The 24,281-nt window shown below is 33.3% G+C and carries 18 protein-coding genes; 6 read left to right on the plus strand and 12 right to left on the minus strand.

From position 1 onward, the window contains the following. Nucleotides 1-55: 55 nt before the first annotated feature. The 3 genes from AB3G39_RS01390 to AB3G39_RS01400 form a co-directional block, all read right to left on the minus strand. Nucleotides 56-1,489 carry an OmpA family protein gene (locus AB3G39_RS01390; RefSeq protein WP_367773030.1) on the minus strand — a complete coding sequence of 478 codons (1,434 nt, stop codon included), beginning with the start codon at nt 1,487-1,489 and terminating at the stop codon, nt 56-58. A gap of 133 nt (nt 1,490-1,622) precedes the next feature. Further along, a complete protein-coding gene (gene kbl, locus AB3G39_RS01395; RefSeq protein WP_367773029.1) occupies nt 1,623-2,816 on the minus strand; it encodes a glycine C-acetyltransferase in 1,194 nt (397 codons plus the stop codon). Between the two features lie 48 nt (nt 2,817-2,864). Beyond that, nucleotides 2,865-6,026 (minus strand): UvrD-helicase domain-containing protein, encoded by a 3,162-nt coding sequence (locus tag AB3G39_RS01400; protein WP_369769654.1) that lies wholly within the window; start codon nt 6,024-6,026, stop codon nt 2,865-2,867. Nucleotides 6,027-6,215: 189 nt separating this feature from the next. On the opposite strand from AB3G39_RS01400, the gene rbfA reads away from it, so the two are divergent. Further along, nucleotides 6,216-6,608, plus strand: coding sequence for a 30S ribosome-binding factor RbfA (gene rbfA, locus AB3G39_RS01405; RefSeq protein ID WP_369769655.1), 393 nt, complete (start codon nt 6,216-6,218; stop codon nt 6,606-6,608). Nucleotide 6,609: 1 nt separating this feature from the next. Beyond that, the gene (locus AB3G39_RS01410; protein ID WP_369769656.1) at nt 6,610-7,809 is read left to right on the plus strand and encodes an ABC transporter permease; all 1,200 of its coding nucleotides are present in this window, start codon (nt 6,610-6,612) and stop codon (nt 7,807-7,809) included. 92 nt (nt 7,810-7,901) lie between these two features. Here the strand turns inward: AB3G39_RS01410 and dusB are convergent, their stop codons facing one another. Further along, nucleotides 7,902-8,894: a tRNA dihydrouridine synthase DusB gene (gene dusB / locus AB3G39_RS01415; RefSeq protein ID WP_367756549.1), complete on the minus strand. Its 993-nt coding sequence runs from the start codon at nt 8,892-8,894 to the stop codon at nt 7,902-7,904. 267 nt (nt 8,895-9,161) lie between these two features. On the opposite strand from dusB, the gene lepA reads away from it, so the two are divergent. Then, nucleotides 9,162-10,958 carry a translation elongation factor 4 gene (gene lepA / locus AB3G39_RS01420; protein ID WP_367756547.1) on the plus strand — a complete coding sequence of 599 codons (1,797 nt, stop codon included), beginning with the start codon at nt 9,162-9,164 and terminating at the stop codon, nt 10,956-10,958. Nucleotides 10,959-11,035: 77 nt separating this feature from the next. Here lepA and AB3G39_RS01425 read toward each other — a convergent pair whose 3' ends face one another. Further along, nucleotides 11,036-11,968: a 1-phosphofructokinase family hexose kinase gene (locus tag AB3G39_RS01425; protein WP_369765839.1), complete on the minus strand. Its 933-nt coding sequence runs from the start codon at nt 11,966-11,968 to the stop codon at nt 11,036-11,038. A 131-nt stretch (nt 11,969-12,099) separates the two neighbouring features. On the opposite strand from AB3G39_RS01425, the gene thiL reads away from it, so the two are divergent. Continuing rightward, entirely contained in the window at nt 12,100-13,146 is a 1,047-nt protein-coding gene (gene thiL, locus AB3G39_RS01430; RefSeq protein WP_369765840.1) for a thiamine-phosphate kinase, read from the plus strand. A gap of 49 nt (nt 13,147-13,195) precedes the next feature. On the opposite strand, the gene AB3G39_RS01435 is transcribed toward thiL, so the two are convergent. From AB3G39_RS01435 to AB3G39_RS01455, 5 genes are all read right to left on the minus strand, one after another. Beyond that, nucleotides 13,196-13,888, minus strand: coding sequence for a response regulator (locus AB3G39_RS01435; protein WP_369765841.1), 693 nt, complete (start codon nt 13,886-13,888; stop codon nt 13,196-13,198). Between the two features lie 2 nt (nt 13,889-13,890). Further along, entirely contained in the window at nt 13,891-15,936 is a 2,046-nt protein-coding gene (locus AB3G39_RS01440) for a tetratricopeptide repeat protein (protein WP_369765842.1), read from the minus strand. A 106-nt stretch (nt 15,937-16,042) separates the two neighbouring features. After that, complete coding sequence (locus AB3G39_RS01445; protein ID WP_369765843.1) at nt 16,043-16,342, minus strand: 3-oxoacyl-ACP reductase; 300 nt, start codon at nt 16,340-16,342, stop codon at nt 16,043-16,045. Between the two features lie 177 nt (nt 16,343-16,519). After that, nucleotides 16,520-17,335: a LytR/AlgR family response regulator transcription factor gene (locus AB3G39_RS01450; RefSeq protein WP_369765844.1), complete on the minus strand. Its 816-nt coding sequence runs from the start codon at nt 17,333-17,335 to the stop codon at nt 16,520-16,522. Between the two features lie 363 nt (nt 17,336-17,698). Beyond that, nucleotides 17,699-19,240 (minus strand): glycine--tRNA ligase, encoded by a 1,542-nt coding sequence (locus tag AB3G39_RS01455; protein WP_369765845.1) that lies wholly within the window; start codon nt 19,238-19,240, stop codon nt 17,699-17,701. Between the two features lie 97 nt (nt 19,241-19,337). Between AB3G39_RS01455 and AB3G39_RS01460 the strand changes: the two genes are divergently transcribed. Next, nucleotides 19,338-20,021, plus strand: coding sequence for a ComF family protein (locus AB3G39_RS01460; protein WP_367773012.1), 684 nt, complete (start codon nt 19,338-19,340; stop codon nt 20,019-20,021). A 188-nt stretch (nt 20,022-20,209) separates the two neighbouring features. After that, nucleotides 20,210-20,818, plus strand: a complete 609-nt coding sequence (locus AB3G39_RS01465; RefSeq protein ID WP_367773011.1) for a superoxide dismutase — start codon at nt 20,210-20,212, stop codon at nt 20,816-20,818. 381 nt (nt 20,819-21,199) lie between these two features. On the opposite strand, the gene AB3G39_RS01470 is transcribed toward AB3G39_RS01465, so the two are convergent. Next, entirely contained in the window at nt 21,200-23,098 is a 1,899-nt protein-coding gene (locus tag AB3G39_RS01470; protein ID WP_367773009.1) for an amidophosphoribosyltransferase, read from the minus strand. A gap of 198 nt (nt 23,099-23,296) precedes the next feature. Continuing rightward, nucleotides 23,297-24,220, minus strand: a complete 924-nt coding sequence (locus tag AB3G39_RS01475) for a PfkB family carbohydrate kinase (RefSeq protein ID WP_367756525.1) — start codon at nt 24,218-24,220, stop codon at nt 23,297-23,299. Nucleotides 24,221-24,281: the final 61 nt, after the last annotated feature.

Raw genomic sequence — 24,281 nt, forward strand, 5'->3', positions numbered from 1 at the left:
ATAAAAAAAACGCCCCGATAAATCGAGGCGTTTTCTATAATTATTTTAGAAGAAATTATTCTTTAATTAAAGAAACTTCAACTCTTCTGTTTTGAGCTTTTCCTTTTGCTGTTTTATTAGTAGCAATTGGTTTAGTTTCACCATAACCTGTGTGCTCTAATCTATCTGCAGCAATACCATTTTCAATTAAGTAATTTTTAACGGCATGAGCTCTATTTTGAGATAAATCTTGGTTTAAAGCATTAGAACCATCGCTATCAGTATGACCTTCAATCATAAATCTAGAATTAGGATATTCTTTTAAGATTGATGCAATAGATTCTAAAACTGTATAAGATTGTTTCTTGAAAGTAGATTTTCCAGAATCAAACAAAATTGTTTTACCATATTCGTTTAATTGTTTGATAACTTCAGCAGTAACTTCAGGACAACCTTTGTTAGCAACAGTTCCTTTTACAGTAGGACATTTATCATCTTTGTCTAATACTCCATCTCCATCAGTATCTGGCCAAGGACAACCTGCGTTTTCTTTTGGACCTGCAACAGTAGGACATTTATCATCTTTATCAGTAATTCCATCACCATCAGCATCTGGACATCCTTTTAAAGCGGCTAAACCAAATACATCTGGACAAGCATCATCTTTATCAGCGATACCATCTCCATCAGTGTCAGGACAACCGTTTAATGCAGCTAAACCAAATACATCTGGACAAGCATCATTTCCGTCGATAATTCCATCCCCATCAGTATCAGGACAACCGTTGAATTGTTTTAAACCTGCAACTTCTGGACAAGCATCATCTTTGTCGTAAATTCCATCTCCGTCAGTATCTTTTCCTCCAAATTTGAAAGTAAGACCAGCGGTATGTTGGAAGTGAGATGGAGCATCAGGAGTACCTGAAGCATCTTCTCTATCACCAAATGATTTTTTATAGCTTGTTTCAAATGACAAACCTATGTTTTCAGTAAACCATAAAGTTAATCCAGCACCTGGATTTACAGTACCATAACTACTATCTCCAAAGAAAGTATAACCTCCACCAACGTGTAACGAAGGATCGATAACTTTAGAGTTAATTAAGCTCATGAAGCTATATTTAACCGTTGCGTCAATACCATAATACATTAAATCTCCAGGATTAGAAACAACCATTCCACGAGAATCATGACCTGTTGCAGTAGGATCAAATTTTACATATTTTTCAATTTTATTCACAGATCCTTGAACACCAAAAGAGAAATTATCTCCTAGGTATTTAGATATACCAATGTAAGATACAGAAGGAAGAACATTCCAATTATCTTTAACAGCAAATGGCTGAGAAAAATGTTGATCCAACCATCCATTTCCACCACCAGCACTTGTTCTAGTGTCTACGGCATTAACTCCAAAAGAGATAGCCCACGGGTTGTTACTGTCTTGTGCGTGAGAGCTTAACCCCATCACCATCATTGCAGCAACTAAAATTTTGTTAAGATGTTTCATACTTAATTTATTTAATTACAATTTAGTTAATTACAAACAAAAGTAATGCGATATTTATTAATTACAAAACTAAATGTTAAAAAAAACCCTTTAAAATCACAAAAAGTGGCAATTTCATAACTTTCAATAATAATTATACAACATCTAATAAACGTCCAACCTCAATGAAAGCTGAAATCGCCTTATCTAAATGTTCCTTTGTATGTGCTGCAGATAGCTGAACACGAATTCTTGCTTTATCCTTAGGAACTACAGGGAAAAAGAATCCAATTACATAAATTCCTTTTTTCAATAATTCATCTGCCATGGTCTGGGACAACTTAGCATCATATAACATAACTGGTACAATAGCCGAATCACCTTCCACAATGTCAAATCCGGCTTTTTTCATTCCGGCTTTAAAGTAATTCGTATTCCATTCTAATTGATCTCTTAAACTAGTGTCTTTTTCTAAAAGCTCAAAAACTTTAATTGACGCCCCTACAATTGCAGGAGCTAATGAATTAGAAAACAAATACGGTCTTGAACGCTGACGCAACAATTCGATTATTTCTTTTTTAGCTGTAGTATAACCTCCCATGGCTCCACCTAAAGCTTTTCCGAGAGTTCCTGTTATAATATCTACCCTTCCCATTACTCCTTTTGCTTCAAGCGTACCTTTACCAGTTGCTCCTATAAACCCAGCGGCATGACATTCGTCAACCATTACCATTGCATCATATTTATCAGCGAGGTCACAAATTTTATCTAATGGCGCTACAACTCCATCCATTGAGAAAACTCCATCAGTTACAATTATCTTAAAACGACTTCCCGCTTCATTTGCTTTGATTAATTGTTGTTCTAGGTCTTCCATGTTACTGTTTTCATAACGGTAGCGCGATGCTTTACACAAACGAACTCCATCAATAATAGAAGCATGATTCAAACTATCTGAGATTATTGCGTCTCCTTCTCCTAATAAAGGTTCAAAAACTCCACCATTAGCATCAAAAGCAGCCGCATACAAAATCGTATCTTCTGTACCGTAAAATTCCGAGATTTTTCTTTCTAATGTTTTGTGAATATCTTGTGTCCCACAAATAAAACGTACAGATGACATTCCGAAACCATGTGTATCCATAGCATCTTTCGCAGCTTGTATCACTTCTGGATGAGATGACAAGCCTAAATAATTATTGGCACAAAAATTTAAAACTGTTTCACCTGTAGAAATCGTAATTTCTGCTCCTTGTGGAGAAGTAATGATTCTTTCTTTTTTAAATATCCCGTTATCTTCTATTGTTTGTAATTCGTTTTGAAGATGTTCTTTTATCTTTCCGTACATTTTTTATCTTTTTATAAGTTTGGATTTTGCGAATAATTCATTTTTAAGCTACAAATTTACTACATCGATTTCTTTTCCGATGTAAATCAATGATTTTTTTACGACTTTATAACCCATTAACTCAATTGCATATTGATAATTTTCTAATTGCTTTTGATATTTTGCATTATGCCCCCCCGTTTTATAATCTAATAAATAGACTTCATTGTTGTTATTCACTACCATACGGTCCGGTTTTATTGTACTTCCTTCTTTTTGAATAATAGTTTGTTCGTTCAAAATAACATTCCCTTCAGCAAAAAAGAATTCCAATTCCCTATGATTAACAATATCCTGGATGGTTTGGTAGACCAACTCTTTTTGTCCAAAATTGATCAATCCGTTTTCAATCGCTTTCTCGACAGCCAAAACGATATCTCCTTTAGTTTTCACAAATGATAAAATTTCGTGTACGACATTTCCATACTCAATGGACTCTTGTTGATGCGTCCCCCACATTAATGCTTCTCGTTGGGCAATCTTAATGTTTTTTGCATCTAACGTCTCAGCTACTACTTCAATCTTTTTTGAAGTATCCACATGTTTTGATGCTGATGATAATTTTGCCGAATTTCCAAATTCATATTCGAATTTCTCTGGTTCAAAACCATCTTTGCTATTCAAATAATTAATAAAGAAAGCTGACATATTATTGGTCTTCACCTCTCCTTTACTCGTTAAGTTCATATTTGAAATAATATACAATTGTTCTTCTGCACGGGTTAATGCCACATATAAAACATTGATATTATCTAATAGCTCTTCTTGTTTTTTTAAATCATAAACTGATTTTGCCTCTTCACCAAAACCTTCAACAGCACTACTATTGTCTATTAAAACCTTAGGCAGACCAAAATCCATTTCGGAAGCATCCAACCACAATTTATCTTTTGGTTTCCTACTATAATCTTCCTCAGCAAAAGGCATAATCACTACTGGAAATTCCAGTCCTTTTGATTTATGTATGGTCATAATACGAACCGCATTATTTCCCTCTGGTGACGGAATACTAAACTTCTCAGCGTTCTTATCCCAGAAATTCAAGAAATCAGTAATTCCTGCTTGATTACGAACATCACGTTCTAAAACGATATCAAGGAAATACTGCACATACGCTCCGCCACCTTTAGCGAGTTCTGGCGACAAAAATTTTGAAATCACAATTTCTACAGCCTCATACAATGATTTTTTTCGAATGTTTTGAAACGAAAGTGAGATATCAAAACTCGTGAGCCAATTCTCAAAATCCACTTCGTTTTTTTGTTCCATACCTTGGGCGATGAAATCATGAACCGCTAATTTATCTTGAACGTGCTCTGCGATGTAATGCAGAAAATACGCTTTTGCCTCTAAGTCAGCGTTATTTTTTAAGTATTTTAAAAGATGAATTATCAAACGCACTTCAGTTGCATTTTGAATCATCAAGGTTTCTGACGACAAAAGCGGAATGTTTTGCTCTGTCAAATAATTAGCAATCGCAACTCCTTGATCTCGTTTGCGAGTCAAAATCACAATATCTTTATACTCAAAACCTTCACGTAACACTTTTTGTATGGTATTTAAAGTCGCTAAAACATATAATTCTGTTTTATCTAGCGCTTCTTCATCGTCTTCACTATTTTCAACTTTTGGAATAAAAGAAATATTCACATATCCACCGGTTTTACTATTCGTTTTTTGATGACTATGGTTTTCATACAAATCTTTATAATCTGGATGTTCAAATTCACCCGAGATCAACTTAAAGAATTCATTATTAAAATCAATTACTTGAGAATATGAACGATAATTTTTATCTAAATGTTCTAGCTTTTTATCTGGATTATTAAACGGATTATTGTCTTTGCTTAACTCAATAAACTGTTCCGCTTTTCCTCCACGCCAGCGATAAATAGATTGTTTGGGATCACCTACAATCATCAAAGTCCCTTTTTCTCCAAAATCATCTTGACCCGAAAGTGCATTGTCAATTAACGGAATCAAGTTTTGCCATTGCATTTCAGACGTATCTTGGAATTCATCAATAAAGAAATGACGGTAGCGCTCTCCTAATCTTTCGTATATAAAAGGAGCTGGCTGATTTTGAATTTCGCGGTGAATTATGGCATTGAATTCGGTTATCGAAAGTACATTTTGTTCTTCTTGAATTTTAGCCAACTCGTTACTTACCGTATTTAATAAAGAAAGTGGCGTAATATTTTTAAGAAAAGCATTGTAAAAATCTCTTTTTTCGAAATTTTTATAAATCGTTGCTAGAATCTGGATTAACTCCGGAATTAGATTTTCTATTAAAGCGCGATCTTTGGCGGTTTTATTGATGGCAATGTCATCGAATTCATGAAAAGTTTTGTTTTTTGGGTTGAATTTCCCATCTCGAATACTTACCAAATGATTTGGGAAAGTACCTCTAGAAAACGATTTTAAATCGATTCCATTATTTTCTATTAATATTAAAAGCCCTTCTGCAAGGGAAGCGTTTTCTTTGTCGAGAACTTTACACGTTCCGACTAATTTCTTTTTTATTTCAACAAAATCAGCAATGGATTTATCGTGAAAATGAGTGATTTCATTACGGTGATTTTCATTGAGTACCAAGCGACCTGTGTCTAGAATTTCGCGCGAAATATCCCAAGATTTATCGTCATCGGTCTTTTCCATTGTAAAATCGATGAGTAACTTGGTTAAAGTTTCATCTTCTCCTGCTTGGGCTATGATGGCATCTACGGCTTCTATCAATAAATTTTCGGTATCTAGCGTTACCTCAAAAGTCATAGGTAAATTTAAATCATGCGCAAAAGCGCGAATCACTTTATGTGTAAATTTATCAATGGTCGAAATATCAAATGCAGCATAATTATGAATAATATGCTTGATAATTTGCTGGGATTTGGTTTTGATTTCAATTATTGAAAGTTCCGTATCTGTGGCTAAATCCTGCATTAGATCCTGTGCTTTTTGCGAAGGTTCATCTTTGGCAAATTCAGAAAGACTTCCTACAATACGGCTTTTCATTTCGTGTACTGCTTTGTTGGTAAACGTAATGGCAAGAATATTTCTATAGGCATCATTTTTATGAGCGACTAGAATAATTTTCAGGTATTCTTTTACCAATGCGTAGGTTTTTCCTGAACCAGCCGATGCGTCATATATGGAGAAAGAAGGTCTTTGCATTTCAATTTTAGATTAACGATTTTAGATTTCTCGAATGCCCTAGCCCTGATGGCAACGGCATCCTTTACTGCCGGGGTTCGGCAGGAAAGATAGAGTGTACAGCAGGAAATAGCTACTAAAAGACAGCTTTAATATTAGGTTGCTTTTAAAAATTGTTTGATTAATGTTTAAAAGTAGTATTTTTGCACTATGGAAACAAATAGACAGAAAAAAATAGGCGGGGTTATCCAAAAAGATTTGGTTGACATTCTGCAAGGTGAAGTGAGAAAAAACGGAGTAAGTAATTTAATTATTTCGGTATCCAAGGTTACTGTAACTACAGATTTATCAGTGGCTACAGTGCATTTAAGTGTTTTTCCTCAGGATAAAGCAAAAGAGATTTTAGAAGCGGTTAAGTCAAATGCTAAAAACATAAAACATGATTTGTCACAAAGAGTGCGTTTACAATTGAGAAAAGTACCTAATTTAGTTTTCTTTATTGATGACTCTTTAGATTATATTGAAAAGATAGATAATGCTTTGGCAAATAGAGACAATCCTATTGAAAACAGAGATTTGCTAGAAAAACGCAAGCTGATATAATTTGAATTTTCCCCTTTACATAGCCAAACGTTACATCTTAAGTAACAGTAAAAACAATGCTATAAATATCATTAATCGCATTGCGAGTATGGGAATCATTGTTGGTGCAATGGCTTTGTTTGTGGTGTTGTCCGTTTTTAGTGGATTGAAAGTTTTTAGTCTTTCGTTTACCAATGATATTGATCCCGATCTAAAAATCAGTAGCACTTTAGGTAAATCATTTTTTGTTACTCCAGAACAAGAAAACCAAATCAAAAAAATAGAAGGTGTTGTTTCTTATTCTAAAATAATAGAAGAGCGCGTTTTGTTTGTTTTTGATGACAAGCAAGAAGTAACCTATTTGAAAGGTGTTGATCAAAACTTTAGTAAAGTCAACGACATCAAAAAAACACTTTACAATGGGCAATGGATTGAGTCTAATACAGATCAAGTAGTAGTAGGTTATGGCATTGCACAAAAATTTTCGATGGGCTTGCTTGATTATAATAAAACTCTAGAAGTTCTAGTTCCAAAACCTGGAAAGGGAACAATTGAAAATGCGGAACAGGCTTTTAACAAAAGTGAAGTTTTCCCTATTGGTATTTATGCTATCAGTGAAGATCTGGATTCTAAATATGTTTTTTCGGATTTAGGTCTAGCCCAAGAATTATTAGAATACAAAAACAATCAGATTTCTGGCATAGAAATTAAAGAAAAAGCAGGAGCAGATGAAAATGCGATTACAGACAAACTGAATATTATTTTTAAAAATAAAATCACCGTAAAGAACCGAGCACAACTCAATGAGTCCTTGTATAAAATGTTGAATACAGAGAATATTGCGGTCTACTTAATATTTACTTTAGTGATAGTGGTAGCTCTTTTCAACCTCATTGGCGCATTGATTATGATGATTCTAGACAAAAAAGGAAATTTGAAAACCCTATTTAATTTAGGAACTGAAATAAAAGATTTGAGAAAAATATTTTTACTTCAAGGTACTTTATTGAGCGTTTTTGGTGGGATAATCGGATTAGTTTTAGGAATAATTATCGTTTTGTTACAACAACATTTCCAACTCGTTATGATTACTCCTACACTGGCTTATCCTGTCGTTTTCTCTCTTGAAAATGTATTGATTGTGATGGGAACAATAGTCACGCTTGGCTTTATTGCTTCATTGATTGCAAGTAGTAGAGTAAGTAAAAAGTTATTGGATTAAGATTTCAGATGTAAATAAAAATTCCACTAATTTACACAAATCAATTTGTGTAAATTAGTGGAATTCGTGTTTAACTATTTTGTCAAAAATTTCTACACCACTTCATAACCAGCATATGCTTGCTCTATGTTATTTAAAATAGCAAACAATTCGGCAGGATTATCTTGTGTAACTAATTGTTGTTTGAAGGGTTTAAAAGAGTGAATTCCTTTAAAGTAATTAGTATAATGAGGACGGGTTTCAACAATTCCTAATCGCTCTCCTTTCCATTCCATTGCCCAGGTTAAGTGATTGCGCACGGCTTCTACTCTATCAGCAACTGTAGGTTTAGCTAAATGTTCTCCCGTTTTGAAGTAATGTTTGATTTCGTTGAAAATCCAAGGATACCCAATCGCGGCACGACCAATCATAATTCCGTCGATACCGTATTCATTTTTATATTGCAATGCTTTTTCTGGGCTGTCGATATCTCCGTTACCAAAAATAGGCATGGTGATTCTAGGGTTGTTTTTTACTCGGGCGATGTGCGACCAGTCCGAATGGCCTTTATACATTTGGGCACGAGTTCTAGCATGAATGCTTAAAGCAGCAACACCAATATCTTGCAAACGCTCTGCCACCTCATCTATATTAATCGAATTGTCATCCCAACCCAAACGCGTTTTTACCGTTACTGGTAAATGAGTACTGTCAATAACGGCTTTCGTCAAGCGTATCATTAAATCCACATCTTTTAAGACTCCGGCACCTGCACCTTTACAAACCACTTTCTTAACTGGACAACCATAATTGATATCAATTAGATCTGGATTTACAGTTGAAACAATTTTAGAAGACAAAGCCATCGCTTCCTCATCACCTCCAAAAATCTGGATTCCAACGGGGCGTTCGTAGTCGAAGATGTCTAATTTCATTCGGCTTTTGATTGCGTCACGAATTAAACCTTCAGAAGAAATAAACTCAGAGTACATCAAATCGGCACCATGCATTTTACACAACCTACGATAAGGTGGGTCACTCACGTCCTCCATAGGAGCGAGAAGTAAAGGGAAATCTGGTAATTCTATGTTGCCAATCTTAATCATCTTCGTTTAATTTTGTGCAAAATTACAACATTTAGATGAATCGCAGAAAGTAGTTATCGAAAAGACTTCTAACTTAACCTATTAGTTTACTAATTCTAGGCTTTGAAGCTATTGATTTTAGCGTATATTTGCAGATTAATTGTCGTTGTTCGACGCTTTCGCGTGAGGGGTAGCAGTGGAAATCCTTTTCCTTTTTTTAAAGGAAAAGATTGAAACGAATAACCCGACCCTTGTGGTCACGCCCTAAAAAATTGACATAAATAGAAGATGAAACATATAAGGAATTTTTGCATTATTGCACATATTGATCACGGGAAAAGTACACTTGCTGACCGTTTACTTGGTGCTACACAAACAGTAACCGCTCGTCAAGAAAAAGCACAATTGCTTGACAACATGGACTTGGAACGCGAACGCGGGATTACCATAAAAAGTCACGCCATACAAATGGAGTATACCTACAAAGGACAAGAATACATCTTGAACTTGATTGATACTCCGGGACACGTCGATTTTTCTTATGAAGTTTCGAGATCAATCGCTGCTTGTGAAGGTGCGCTTTTGATTGTTGATGCTGCACAAAGTATTCAAGCACAAACGATTTCAAATTTATACTTAGCTTTAGAGAATGACTTGGAAATTATTCCAGTTTTAAATAAAGTGGATTTACCGAGTGCGAACCCAGAAGAGGTAAGTGACGATATTATTGATTTACTTGGATGTAAATTGGAAGATATTATTCATGCTTCGGGAAAAACAGGTTTTGGTGTCGAAAATATTTTGGCTGCAATTATTGAGAAAATTCCACCTCCATCAGGAAATGTTGACGAACCATTACAGGCATTGATTTTCGACTCTCATTACAATCCTTTTAGAGGTATTGAAGTTATTTTCCGTGTGAAAAATGGACAAATAAAGAAAGGTCAAAAAATTAAATTCATGGCTACTGGCAATGAATATTTTGCAGATGAAATTGGTACTTTAAAATTAAACCAGGTTCCAAAACAAGTGATTTCAGCTGGTGATGTTGGGTATTTAATTTCTGGAATTAAAGAAGCCAAAGAAGTAAAAGTAGGAGATACATTGACGGATGCGAAAAATCCAACAACAAATATAATTACAGGTTTTGAGGATGTAAAACCAATGGTTTTTGCTGGAATTTATCCTGTAGACACTGAGGATTATGAGGAGTTGAGAAACTCAATGGAGAAACTTCAGTTGAATGATGCTTCACTCGTATTTTTACCGGAAAGTTCAGCAGCATTAGGTTTTGGTTTCCGTTGTGGATTCTTAGGAATGTTACACATGGAAATTATCCAGGAACGTCTAGAACGTGAGTTTAACATGACAGTAATCACTACTGTTCCCAATGTTTCGTACCATGCGTTTACTAAGAAAGATCCAACAACTGTACTTATTGTAAACAATCCTTCCGACTTGCCTGAGCCTTCTCGCTTGGACCATGTTGAAGAGCCTTTTATCAAAGCTACAATCATTACTAAAGCAGATTATGTAGGTAACGTAATGAGTTTGTGTATTGAAAAACGCGGATTGATTACCAATCAAACGTATTTGACTACAGAAAGAGTAGAGTTGACATTTGATATGCCGTTAGCAGAGATAGTATTTGATTTTTACGACCGATTGAAAACAGTTTCTAAAGGATATGCTTCATTTGATTATACACCTATTGGAATGAGAACTTCCAACTTGGTTAAAGTAGATATTTTATTGAATGCTACTATTGTGGATGCTTTATCTTCCTTGATGCACGTTGATAATGCTTATTCTATTGGTAAAAAAATGTGTGAAAAATTGAAAGAATTGATTCCGCGTCAACAGTTTGACATTCCTGTTCAAGCGGCGATTGGAGTGAAAGTAATTTCTCGTGAAACCATTAAAGCTTTGCGTAAAGATGTAACTGCCAAATGTTATGGTGGAGATATTTCTCGTAAACGTAAGTTACTTGAAAAACAAAAGAAAGGTAAAAAACGTATGAGATTGGTAGGAAATGTTGAGATTCCACAAGAAGCGTTTATGGCTGTATTGAAATTGAATGATTAAAAATTATTTTAAATTCTGAATTTTAAATTATAAATGAACCCTGATGATGTAAAAATTATCAGGGTTTTTATAGAGCATTATTTATCCTGCAACCACACGAACAATCGTTTCGCATCTTCTAATTTAAACAGCTGTGTTCCTTCGTTCATAGTTGCTGCTGAACCGCAAGCTACTCCCCAACGAATTACTTCTTTCAAGCTTTTATTTTGAGACAATGCCCAAACCATTCCTCCTACCATACTGTCTCCAGCACCAACAGTACTTTTCTTAGCAACATTAGGAGCGGGAACATATTCATACACATCTTTAGTGACTAAAACTGCACCCTGAGGACCAAGAGAAACTACAACAATTTCCGCACCGCCTTTAGCAATGATTTTTTTGGCAGCTTCGTTTACTTCCTCCATTTCGAGGCGTTCCACTCCAATCAATTTTGCTAATTCTCCTACATTGGGTTTAATTAAATAAGCGCCAGTTTCTAATACTTTTTCTAAAGCTTCACCAGCGGTATCAACAATGAGTTTTGAATTTGTTTTTTTTGCGATTTCGGCCATTTTTTGGTAAAAGTCAATAGGTAACCCCTCCCTTAAACTTCCACTTAAAACGAGAAATTTAAATTCAAGTCCTTCTACAACTTGGATAATTTCATTTTTTTCAGTTTCCGTAACTGCAGTTCCAGGAAAATTAAAACGGTATTGCGAATTGGTATTATCATCAACTGCAACAAAACTTTCTCTTGTCCAATTTTTAGTTTCAATAGCTCGAAACGAAATTGACTCTTTATTTAGAATTTCTTTAATAATTTCGCCTGACGGACCGCCAGAAGCCATTACCGCTAAAGAGCTCCCTTCTAAACGAGATATCGCTTTAGAAACGTTTATTCCCCCTCCACCTGCATCATAAAGGGGTGCTTCACATCTTATTTTTTGTTCAGGAACTAATCCCGAAAAATGAGCGCTTTTATCCAAAGCGGGGTTTACTGTTAGTGTAATTATATCAAATGATTTCATTGTAAACTTTTTTAATTATTCTTAAAGATGCGAAAAAAAATTATATTCATAAAGGCAATTCTAAAATCTCTTCTACTTTATCTCATTAAAGGGTTACAACTTTGTACCTTTGCATCTTTAAAATAAAGATAATGATTGAAGATAAAAACCCGCAACGTACTAGTATAGCTCAATTAGGAGAATTTGGATTGATAGATCATTTGACAAAAAACTTCGAAATCAACCAAGCATCCACCCTAAAAGGAATTGGTGACGATGCTGCTGTTCTTGATTTCAAGGATAAAAAAGTGGTGGTTTCTACCGATTTATTAATAGAAGGAGTTCATTTTGACTTAGCATATATGCCATTAAAACATTTGGGATATAAAGCAGTTGTGGTAAATATTTCGGATATCTGTGCAATGAATGCCAAAGCAACTCAAATAACAGTTTCTGTAGCTGTATCCAATCGTTTCCCATTGGAAGCTTTAGAAGAATTATTTGAAGGGATTACTCATGCAGCCAATGAATACAAAGTAGATGTAATAGGCGGCGACACAACCTCTTCTCAAAAAGGATTAATTATAAGCATAACTGCTATTGGCGAAGCCAATGAAGATGAAATTGTTTATAGAAATGGAGCAAAACAAAGCGATTTACTAGTTGTGTCTGGTGATATTGGAGCTGCGTACATGGGACTACAAGTTTTAGAGAGAGAGAAACAAGTTTTTCAAGTAAATCCTAATTCACAACCAGATCTAGATTCTTATACTTATATAATTGAGCGTCAATTAAAACCGGAAGCCCGTAAAGACATTAGAACTTTATTACATGCTTTAGAAATAAAACCTACTTCAATGATTGATATCTCTGATGGGTTATCATCAGAAATTATGCATTTATGTAAACAATCTAAAGTGGGTTGTAATTTATATGAAGATAAACTTCCTCTTGATCCACAGTTCATCAGTGTTTGTGAAGAATTCAATATTGACAGCACCACAGTTGCTATAAATGGTGGTGAGGATTATGAATTGCTTTTCACTATTGCTATGGAAGATTTTGATAAAATAAAAGCAAATCCAAATTTCTCTATTATTGGACACATGGTTCAAGAAAGTGAAGGAATCCATTTAGTGACAAGAGCAAATACTCGAATTCCTCTAAAGGCTAGAGGTTGGGATGCCATAAAAGAATAAAAAAAAGCGACATCATTAGGTGTCGCTTTTTTTTATGTAATTTCCAATATTAAAATAACAAACCGATTTTTCTAGCTTCCCGAACCAATTCGATATCACTTCCATCAGTTACTTTTAATAATTCCTTGAGATTTAATTTTCGCGCTTCAATTGCGTTTAACGAAATTGGAATGTATTGAGGAATGTCTTTTGCTTTAGTTCCTTTTGACAAATGGAAAAGAATTTGCTTATCAAATAAATCTATTTCGATGTCATTTTCATGCGATTCTAACATCTCTAAAACAGATTTACTGTAATAAAATTCATTTTTGATCACTTTATCAAAAGCAAATAAAAGTTCATCAAAGGTTAAATCATTTTTAATTACTAACCCCTTTGGATTTATATTACTTATGATTGTTTTAATCTTTAAAAACTCAGTAAACATAGTCAACAAAATTATTTTACAATTTGGCATGTTCTCTAAAATCAATTTTGCCAAATCCTCACCCGAATAAAGATTTTGTTCTTCATACGAAGGCATACTGATATCTAAAAAAGCGATATCAAAAATAGCCGATTCAGGATTAGTAATAACATGATAAGCTGACTCACAATCTTTTGCCTCTGTTATAAAAAACTCATAATTATCAGCATCATACCTAGTTATAGCATTTTTATATCCCTGTATAATGAACGGATGATCGTCAACTATTAATATGTTTTTTTTTACTTTTAGCATTAAAGTAGATTCGGTTGTCATTTCTATGATGGTATTTGTATTTGTTCTAATGGAACTATAACAGTAATAATTGCGCCTTCTCCTTTTTTGGATTTTACATTAAATATCCCATTACATTCTTTAGTTCGAGATAACATATTTTGCATTCCAATTCCCTTTTTTTTAACTCTGGCATTAAATCCAATGCCATCATCTGTTACCGTTAATACTAAATTATCGCCTTGTTTTCTCAGCTCAATATTAATATTTTCAGCGTTGGCATATTTATTAATATTTTGAAGTGATTCCTGAATGATTCTATATAAATTGATTTTTACAGCATTTACTAATAATTCCCATTTAATATTTCTATCAATATTAGAAATCAATCTGGGCTTAAAAGTATTACGTTGTTTTTCAAATAAATTATCAACAATTGCTACGAAGTTATTAATTAATTCCGATTTTTCTCTATTTAAGTCATGAGAAATTTCACGAATATCCTGCTCAATATTTTTTAATTCCGATAAATAACTAATTCTTTGTTCAATAGCCATATCATCATTAAACCTATTTAGACCATCTAAATTCATTCGCACCCCAAACATTCTCCCTAAAACCCCATCATGTAATTCTTGAGCAACGCGTTTTTTCTCTTTTACCCTGTTGGTCTCAATCGTATTTTGCTGCGAGATCATTAAGTTATAAATATCCTCATTTGCTTTTTGTTGCTGTTGTTTGTACAACAATTCTCTATTCTTGGTTTTTTGCGCTTTGATGATATATAAAAACAATCCTAAAATGGTGATGAAACTAAAAACATAAACTAAATTCCTGTTTTGATCCGCTAAACTACTGTTTTCATCCTTTATCTTGTCTGTTTCAAATTCAATACGTGAAAATTTATCCCCCATACTGCGTTCTGATTTTTGCAAGTTTTCATTTACTTGAATGTATTCTTTTGTATAAATTGAAGCTTTTTCAGGTTCAATCACAGCCATTAGTTTAAGCGCAACTAAAATATCCCTTGAAATATTAGTGCTTTGAGCAAGTGACAAAGCTTCTTTGGAATATTGCAACGCTTTCACTTTATTATTTTTAGAAGCAAAATATTCAGCTAAATGGATTTTATTGATAAATATCCCAGCTGTTAATTGAAGACTGTCTCTAATTTTCAAAGATTGATAAAAAAGTTCAGGAAGCCCATCATTTTCTCCCATCTTAAATTTAGAATAGGCTAAATTATCCAATAACATAGTATATACGTATGGCTTTTGTAATTTTAGATTGGGTTGTTTTAATCCTTTTTGAAAATATTCTTTAGCAAGTAAGTATTTTCCAGAATTGAGATACAGAAATCCAATATTATTATAAGTAGTCGCTTTTGACTGAAATACCGCAGGTATTATTTCGTCATCACTAATTAACAATGCTTTATTAAGATAAGTAATTGCATTTTCATATTCACCAAGCTCACTATATATGATTCCTAAAAGATTATAAGCATCATACAAAATATTATTAAATTGTTTCTTGTCCTTAGTTATTCGTAAAACACTGAAAACTGATTTTTCAGACCCAAAATAATCCCCTGCTTTAAACTGTAAATTTGCTTTATTTATGAGTATCTTACCTAAGTTTAAATTATCCCCTAGTTTTTCGTACATTTTTTCTGCTTTATAATAAAACTGAAAAGAACTGTCTAAAATTGCTTGTGACTCATAATAATCACCCAAATACGTGTAGGCCTTTATTACATTTAATGTATCCTTAGCCTTTTCTGATTTCTCCAAGACTAAATGGACTGTTTTATTGAACTCTCCCCATTTGTTTATGTTATAATAACGATTGGCCACTTTAAAAAGGTTCACTCTATTAATAGAATCTTCCTCCTGATTTACAACAATGTTAAATGCTTTTTGAGTAAACAATAACCTCTTCTCTTTGGCCAAACTAAAATTGTTGGCTAATGAAAAATAAGTAGAAAGACTATCTTCTGAAGAAGTTACAATTATACTTTCTGTTTTCTTATTGGAGCACCCAAAAAAAACAAAAAAAATAAAAAAAAGTATGTAGTATTTAATTTTCAATATCCACTAATGAGTTTCACCAAAAATAGTAAAATAAAACTATTGACATAAAAAAAGGCTATCAAATAATTGATAGCCTTTAATATAATTTAAAATATTTTAATATTTAGTCCACTTTTACGTTCCCACCAGTAGCGTTCCCACCAATGATATCTACTTTTACGTTTCCGCCAGTAGCATTCCCGCCGATAATATCTACTTTTACGTTCCCGCCAGTAGCATTCCCGCCAATAATATCTACTTTTACATTTCCACCAGTAGCATTTCCGCCAATAATATCTACTTTTACATTTCCGCCAGTAGCATTTCCGCCAATAATATCTACATTATTTGTTTCTGGTGTAGTAAATGATGTTAATACCATTACTAAAGAGAATAAAGCGATTGTTAAGATTGATTTTTTCATAATTTGGGGATTTTATGTTTTTAAAATTGTTTACTTGTTTAATGACCTGCATATCAGCAGTATCACGATGTAAAAATACACAGGACATCCCATTTTTTCTTACAAAAAAGAGTCTCAATGGTAGAATGCTATCGTCTGATAGTGAATGATAGTCAAATTAGGGTGAATGACTATTTTTTAAATTTCAAGGTAATTCCCGTTAGAAATTTCAGAGATAATAAGGTCAATATTTACCTTATATGTTTTAGAAAACGGAAGTTTTGTAGTCGTGTTTTTAATATAACACAATGAATTACCCGTATGGATTCTTGAAATGTAGTGGCTGTTAACAATATAACTGTTATGGATTCTTGTAAAAGGATAGGTTAACACCCCCTCAAAATGCTTTAATGTTTTGAAAGCGGTGACCATCTCCCCATTATTTAAGTGTATATCAGTAGAGTTATTATCGGCTTGCAGATAACAAATATCTCTAGCGTCAATATACCTGTAATCACCATAAGACTTAATACACAATATGAGAGGTTCTTCCTTACTTGTCGATTCATGCTGAACAAAAACGGTTGGTCGCTCTTCAGTAGAAACTGTTGGCTTCAAAATTTGAACTTCAGCTTCAGTATTTGATTTGTTTAATTTTAAAATAAATTTTACAAAATCAATACGTGCTAAAGGTTTTAAAAGGTAATCCGTTACCTCATATTGTATCGCTTCATAAGCTAAGTCTTTTTTAGAAGTGGTAACAATAATTTTGGGAACCACTTTTAAATACCTATGCAACTCATTAATAAGCGATAAGGATAAATTACTTTTTTTATTAGTTGGGTCAATTTCTAGAAAAACTAAGTCTGGCGTATTTTCTAATATAAGATTCAAACCATCTTCATAGTTATGGGCTGTAGCTACAAAAGCAAGCTCCGAAAAACTATCAGCCATGGCTTTTGTTTTCAAAACACTTTCTTGATTGTCGTCAATAATAATGTACGAATAGTTCATCTATAGCTTTTCCTAAATTATAGGTATATTAATACACACTCTAAACTAGAGAATACATCAAAAACAATAGCTTTATTATAGTAGTTTTGGGAAACTATTTTAAATAAAATCACCGATTTTTACTTCAGAAATTGTTATTTAACATTTTAAAAATACATGTTTACAGCATTTTAACTCTCTAATGTTAACATATTTTAAATAAATGTTAATACATTTTGATGAACTGCAAATAAATCCGATTAAGCGCATATTCAGTGGGGCTGAAAGAAAACGAACAATGTCTTTTTTTTCGCTTTTTATTTATAGTGCATAAAAAAAGCTTTCCAATAGGAAAGCTTTTTTTATGCACTATAATAAGTGTTATTAGATCTTCATTAACCAGTTTTTCATTGCAACTTCATTTTCAATGATTTCGTTCAGATCCGATATTTTAACACGATCTTGTTTCATTGTATCTCTATGACGAATCGTTACCGTTTCATCTTCGATTGTCTGGTGATCAACAGTAATACAAAATGGCGTACCTAATGCATCTTGTCTTCTATAACGACGACCTACTGCATCTTTTTCATCATAAGTTACTTGGAAATCCCACTTTAGATCATCTATAATTTTATGAGCAATTTCTGGCAAGCCATCTTTTTTAACTAAAGGTAAAACCGCTGCTTTTGTAGGCGCTAAAACAGATGGTAATTTCAAGACCGTTCTAGTTGATCCATCCTCTAAAACTTCTTCTTTTAATGAAGTTGCAAAAACCGCTAAAAACATTCTATCCAATCCCACCGAGGTTTCCACCACATAAGGGACATAGTTTTTATTTAATTCAGCATCAAAATACTGTAATTTTCTACCTGAGAATTGTTCGTGTGCTTTTAAGTCGAAGTCGGTACGAGAATGAATTCCTTCTAATTCTTTGAAACCAAAAGGAAAATTAAATTCGATATCAGCCGCTGCATTTGCATAATGAGCTAATTTTTCATGATCATGAAAACGATAATTTTCTTTTCCTAAACCTAAAGACAAATGCCATTTTAAACGCGCATCTTTCCAAAACTCATAATGCTGCATTTCGTCTCCAGGGCGCACAAAGAATTGCATTTCCATTTGTTCAAATTCACGCATGCGGAAAATAAATTGTCTAGCAACAATTTCATTTCTAAATGCCTTTCCAGTTTGTGCAATTCCAAAAGGAACTTTCATTCTACCTGATTTTTGAACATTCAAGAAATTCACAAAAATACCTTGAGCCGTTTCTGGACGTAAATACAAGTCCATAGCTGTATCTGCTGATGCGCCTAATTTAGTACCAAACATCAAATTAAACTGACGCACTTCGGTCCAATTTCGAGAACCTGATTCTGGACATGCAATCTCTAACTCTTCAATTAAAGCTTTCACATCTTCTAGATCTTCATTTCCTAAAGAGCGTCCCAATCGTTCCAGAATTTCTCTCTCTTTAGTTTTGTATTCAACAACTCTCGGATTTGTACCTACAAATTCTTCTTCATTGAATGCATCACCAAAACGAACTTTTGCTTTTTCGACTTCTTTAATTGCTTTTACATTCAGCTTTTCAGCATAATCTTCAATTAAAACATCAGCTCTATATCTTCTTTTTGAATCTTTATTATCAATTAATGGGTCATTAAAAGCGTCCACGTGTCCTGATGCTTTCCATGTCGTTGGATGCATTAATATTGACGCATCTAATCCCACAATGTTATCATTCATCTGAACCATTGATTTCCACCAATATTCACGTATGTTCTTTTTTAATTCCACTCCGTTTTGTGCATAATCATAAACTGCACTTAAACCATCGTATATTTCGCTAGACGGAAAAATAAATCCGTATTCTTTTGCATGCGAAATTACATTCTTAAATATATCTTCTTGTTTTGCCATAGTAATGCAAAAATATAAAAAGTCAACTTAAAAAAAAGAAAATTGATGAAGATTGAAGCATTGATTTTCATATTTTTATAAATAAATTACTATTTGTATGTTCAAAAACATTATAAACCTATTCTTTCCTAAGGCGTGTGCTGGTTGTGATTCTTTATTAGTTGCCAATGAAAATACAATTTGTACCCTTTGTAGACATCATATCCCTTTAACAAACCATCATTTGAACCCCGAAAATGAAGCTTTTAAAAAATTCTATGGTAGAATTCCGATTGAATATGCGTCGGCTCATCTCTATTTTCATAAAAAAGGAATCGTACAAGAAATAATTCATAAATTAAAATACAAAGGACAAGAAGAAATAGGTACTGTATTAGGGAATTGGTATGCCGATGATTTAAAAAAGATTACTATCCTACAAACTGCAGATATAATTATTCCAGTTCCGTTACATAAAAAGAAGCTTCGTGAAAGAGGCTATAATCAAGTCACCACTTTTGGGCTAGCATTATCTAACGAACTAAATATAGCGTATAACGACTCCATTTTAATTCGAAAAGTCTATTCCAAAACACAATCCAAGAAAAACCTTCTAGGTAGAACAGAAGGAATTGAATCTGTATTTGATGTATCAACTATAGAAAAATATCATAACAAGCATTTTATACTAATAGATGATGTTATAACAACTGGCGCAACACTTGAAGCATGTTCACGTGCATTGCTGAAAATTCCTGGTGCAAAAATCAGTATTGTTTGCATAGCAATGGCACAATCTTAAAATCGAATCAAATACCCAACTAATGTATTTAAATAATATCCATTTTCTTAGGAAAAATAAACACAAAAAAACACATATCTTCTTGGTAATAGATTTTTTTAATGAAATTATAACTAAATAGAATTTCCAATTCCAAAGTTAAATGTTTAAATTTGAATAAATTTTATAAATCATTAAACAAATATATCATGGCTTTTGAATTACCTCAGTTACCTTATGCATACGATGCATTAGAACCTAATATTGATGCACGCACTATGGAAATCCACCATTCAAAGCATCATAACGCATATACGACCAACCTTAATGCTGCTATAGCAGGTACAGATATGGAAGGTAAAACAATCGATAACATTCTAATTAATCTTGATATGAAAAACGCTGCTGTACGTAATAACGGTGGAGGATTTTATAATCATAACTTGTTCTGGACTGTAATGTCACCAAATGGCGGTGGACTTCCAACAGGAGATTTACTTGCTGCAATTGAAGCTGCTTTTGGATCTTTTGAGGAATTTAAAGCTAAATTCAGCAAAGCAGGCGCAACACAATTTGGTTCAGGATGGGCTTGGTTATGTGTTCATAAAGGAGGTAAGTTAGATGTTTGCGGAACTCCTAATCAAGACAATCCTTTAATGCCAGGAATTGGTTGTGGAGGAACACCAATTTTAGGAATGGATGTCTGGGAACATGCTTATTATTTACATTACCAAAACAGAAGACCTGATTATATTGAAGCTTTTTTCAATGTTATCAATTGGACTGAAGTTTCAAGAAGATATGCTTCTGAAAAATAGTTTTTTCACAAGAACATAAAATAAATAGTATCAAGAATAGACAAATGACTAGAAAGTTGTTTGTCTATTTTTTTTGCTCTAAACCCACTTTTTTCTCGTTATTGAAGAACTTTATTCCAATAAAAAAAGACGAACAAACTAATTAGCTTACTCGTCTTTATTCTATGTCCGATTCTCTTTCTTCTTTTTTCTGTTTTTCTTTTTCAGAAACTTTAATCCAATAAAAAAGGTGGAATTCCTTCCACCTTTTTTGCCCCAAATCTACCATAAACTTAACCTACTAATGTTATGGTGATTCAAATTTATACTAGTTGCTTCATCAATCCAAATATTTAAGACAAACAACTCATAAAACCGATAAATTACCTGTTTTAACAATTCTTAATATGCTCTTGCATCTTTTCCTTCGTAAAAATTCATAAATGCCCTATTTACTACTCTATTCCCTCCAGGAGTTGGATAATCCCCTGTAAAATACCAATCCCCTAAATTTTTAGGACATGCTATATGTAAATCTTCAACTGTTTGAAAAATAATTTTAACTTCAGCTTTGATTTCAGGTGAGCTTAACATCTCTGAAATTTTATCTGAAACTTCTTGTGGCTGAAAAGGTGCATAAATCTCAGTTACATAATTCACAACCTCAGTGTCTACAAAGTTTTCTTGCGCTTTACATTTAGCATATACTTCATCAACAATATGATATAAGTTTCTTTCTTTCAATAACTCCAAAGCTGCTTTAAAGGCAACTAATCCTTCTAATTTAGCCATGTCAATTCCATAACAATCAGGAAAACGAATCTGAGGTGCCGATGAAACTACAACAATCCTCTTTGGATTTAAACGATCCATCATTTTTATGATACTCATTTTCAATGTAGTTCCCCTTACAATACTGTCATCAATAATAACTAAATTATCAGTTGGCTTAATAACACCATAAGTAACATCATATACATGTGCCACTAAATCATCACGACTACTATCTTCAGTGATAAAAGTTCTAAGTTTTGCATCCTTAATAGCTACTTTTTCTGTGCGGATTTTTACTTTAAGAAGCTCTTGTAAAGTCTCTTTAGTTAGTGTATTTCTATTTTCTAAAATAAAATTATTCTTACGTTGATTCAAGAAATCCTGAGCCGCTTCCACTAAACCATAGAACGAAGTCTCGGCCGTATTTGGAATATAGGAGAAAACTGTATTGTCAGTATCTTCATCAATAGCTTCAAGAACAGCAGGCAATATCAATCTCCCTAAGTTTTTTCTTTCTTGGTATATTTCGGCATCACTTCCTCTAGAAAAATAAATTCTTTCAAATGAGCATGCTTTTTTTACTGTTGGAACTAGAATTTCTTCCATTGTAACAGTACCGTTTTTCTTGATTATTAATGCATTTCCAGGCTCAATTTCTTGCACTTTTTCGAAAGGAACATTAAAAACGGTTTGTATAACCGGTCTTTCAGAAGCGACAACAACAACTTCGTCATCTTGATAAAAATAAGCTGGACGAATTCCTGCAGGGTCTCTAAACACAAATGAGTCACCATGTCCTAAAAGTCCTGCCATAGCATATCCTCCATCTAAGTTTTTAGAGGAACGTCTTAAAATTTTAGCGATATCTAATCGCTCTGCAATTACAGGTGACGCCTCTCTTTTTGACAAACCTTCTTCTTTACAATCTTGATACAATTGCATCACTTCCTTATCTAGAAAATGACCGATTTTTTCCATAATTGTAACCGTATCCGCCATTTCTTTTGGATGTTGCCCTAATTCAACTAAGTTCTCAAAAAGCTCCTTAACATTAGTCATGTTAAAGTTTCCTGCCAAAATTAAATTTCGATGCATCCAATTACTTTGACGTAAAAAAGGATGTACACTTTCAATACTATTTTTTCCAAAAGTTCCATAACGAACATGTCCTAAAAACAATTCCCCCAAATAGGGAATGTTTTCTTTTTGAAGCGCTACGTTATCAGCATATTCAGGATGAGAAGACATCTCCTCATTTATTCTATCATTTATTTGAGCAAAGACGTCTTGGATTGGTTGCGCATTATTGGATCGTACGCGGCTAATGTAACGCTCCCCTGGATTAACATCCATTTTTATGCTTGCAAAACCAGCACCATCTTGACCTCGATTGTGCTGCTTTTCCATAAGGAGATACATTTTTTGTATTCCGTAAAAAGCAGTACCATATTTTTCTTTGTAAAATTCAAGCGGTTTAAGTAGTCTAACTAAGGCTATTCCACATTCGTGTTGTAAAGCATCGCTCATTGTGTAGTTGTTTGTTGTGTTTATTTTTATAATATTAAACTCACTTTCGTAACCTTTAATATTTTATGTTTTGAAATTACAAAATTCCGACTTTTTTTGTTCTCCGTCTCTTAACCTAGCTTAAGAAGAACTTCTTTTAACTGGATAATCCTTACTTTTTATTTTGAACAAAAAAACCCCGTTTCCGAGGTTTGAATGTTATAATTCTATATCAAATTGTGTTAACGATTTAAATTGTTTCAATCTTGAAATCACTTCATTTTTATCTAAATCAACCATTCGCTCTGTACCAAATTTCTCCACACAGAAAGAAGCTAAATTAGATCCATAGATAATGGCATTTTTCATATTCTCAAAAGATACATTTTCACTTTGAGTAATAAACCCTGCAAATCCACCTGCAAATGTATCCCCTGCTCCTGTAGGGTCAAATACTTCTTCTAATGGCAAGGCGGGCGCAAAGAAAACTTGTTTATCATGAAATAATAATGCACCATGCTCCCCTTTTTTAATTACAACATACTTTGGTCCCATTGCTTGAATTTTGGCTGCAGCCTTAACTAAAGAATATTCTCCAGAAAGCTGTCTTGCTTCTTCATCATTAATCGTAATCACATCAACGCGTTTAATCACATCAAGCAATTCAGGTAATGCACAATCCATCCAAAAATTCATTGTATCTAAAACAACTAACTTAGGCTTGGTTTCCATTTGGTCCAAAACACTACTTTGTACTAACGGATGTAAATTTCCAAGCATTACTACATCCGCATTTTTATAATTTTCAGGTACTTTGGGTTGAAAATCAGCCAATACATTTAACTGCGTATCTAAAGTATCTCTAGAATTCAAATCGTTATGGTAGCGCCCACTCCAAAAGAATGTCTTACCTCCCTTAACTACTTCAAGACCAGAAATATCAATATTTCTTTCGGTCAATAAATCTAAATATTCTTGTGGAAAATCATCCCCAACCACAGAAACTATGGCAGATTGTAAATTAAAAAAAGCAGCCGATAGACCAATATAAGTTCCAGCTCCACCTAAAATTTTATCTGTTTTACCAAAAGGAGTTTCAATAGCGTCGAAAGCAACTGTTCCAACAATCAATAATTTGTTCATTTTATGAATTTCGAATTAAGGCGCAAAGATAGTTTATAAGTTTCAGAGTTGCAAAGGTTGA

Source organism: Flavobacterium sp. WC2416 (assembly GCF_041200095.1).
Taxonomy (GTDB): Bacteria; Bacteroidota; Bacteroidia; order Flavobacteriales; family Flavobacteriaceae; genus Flavobacterium.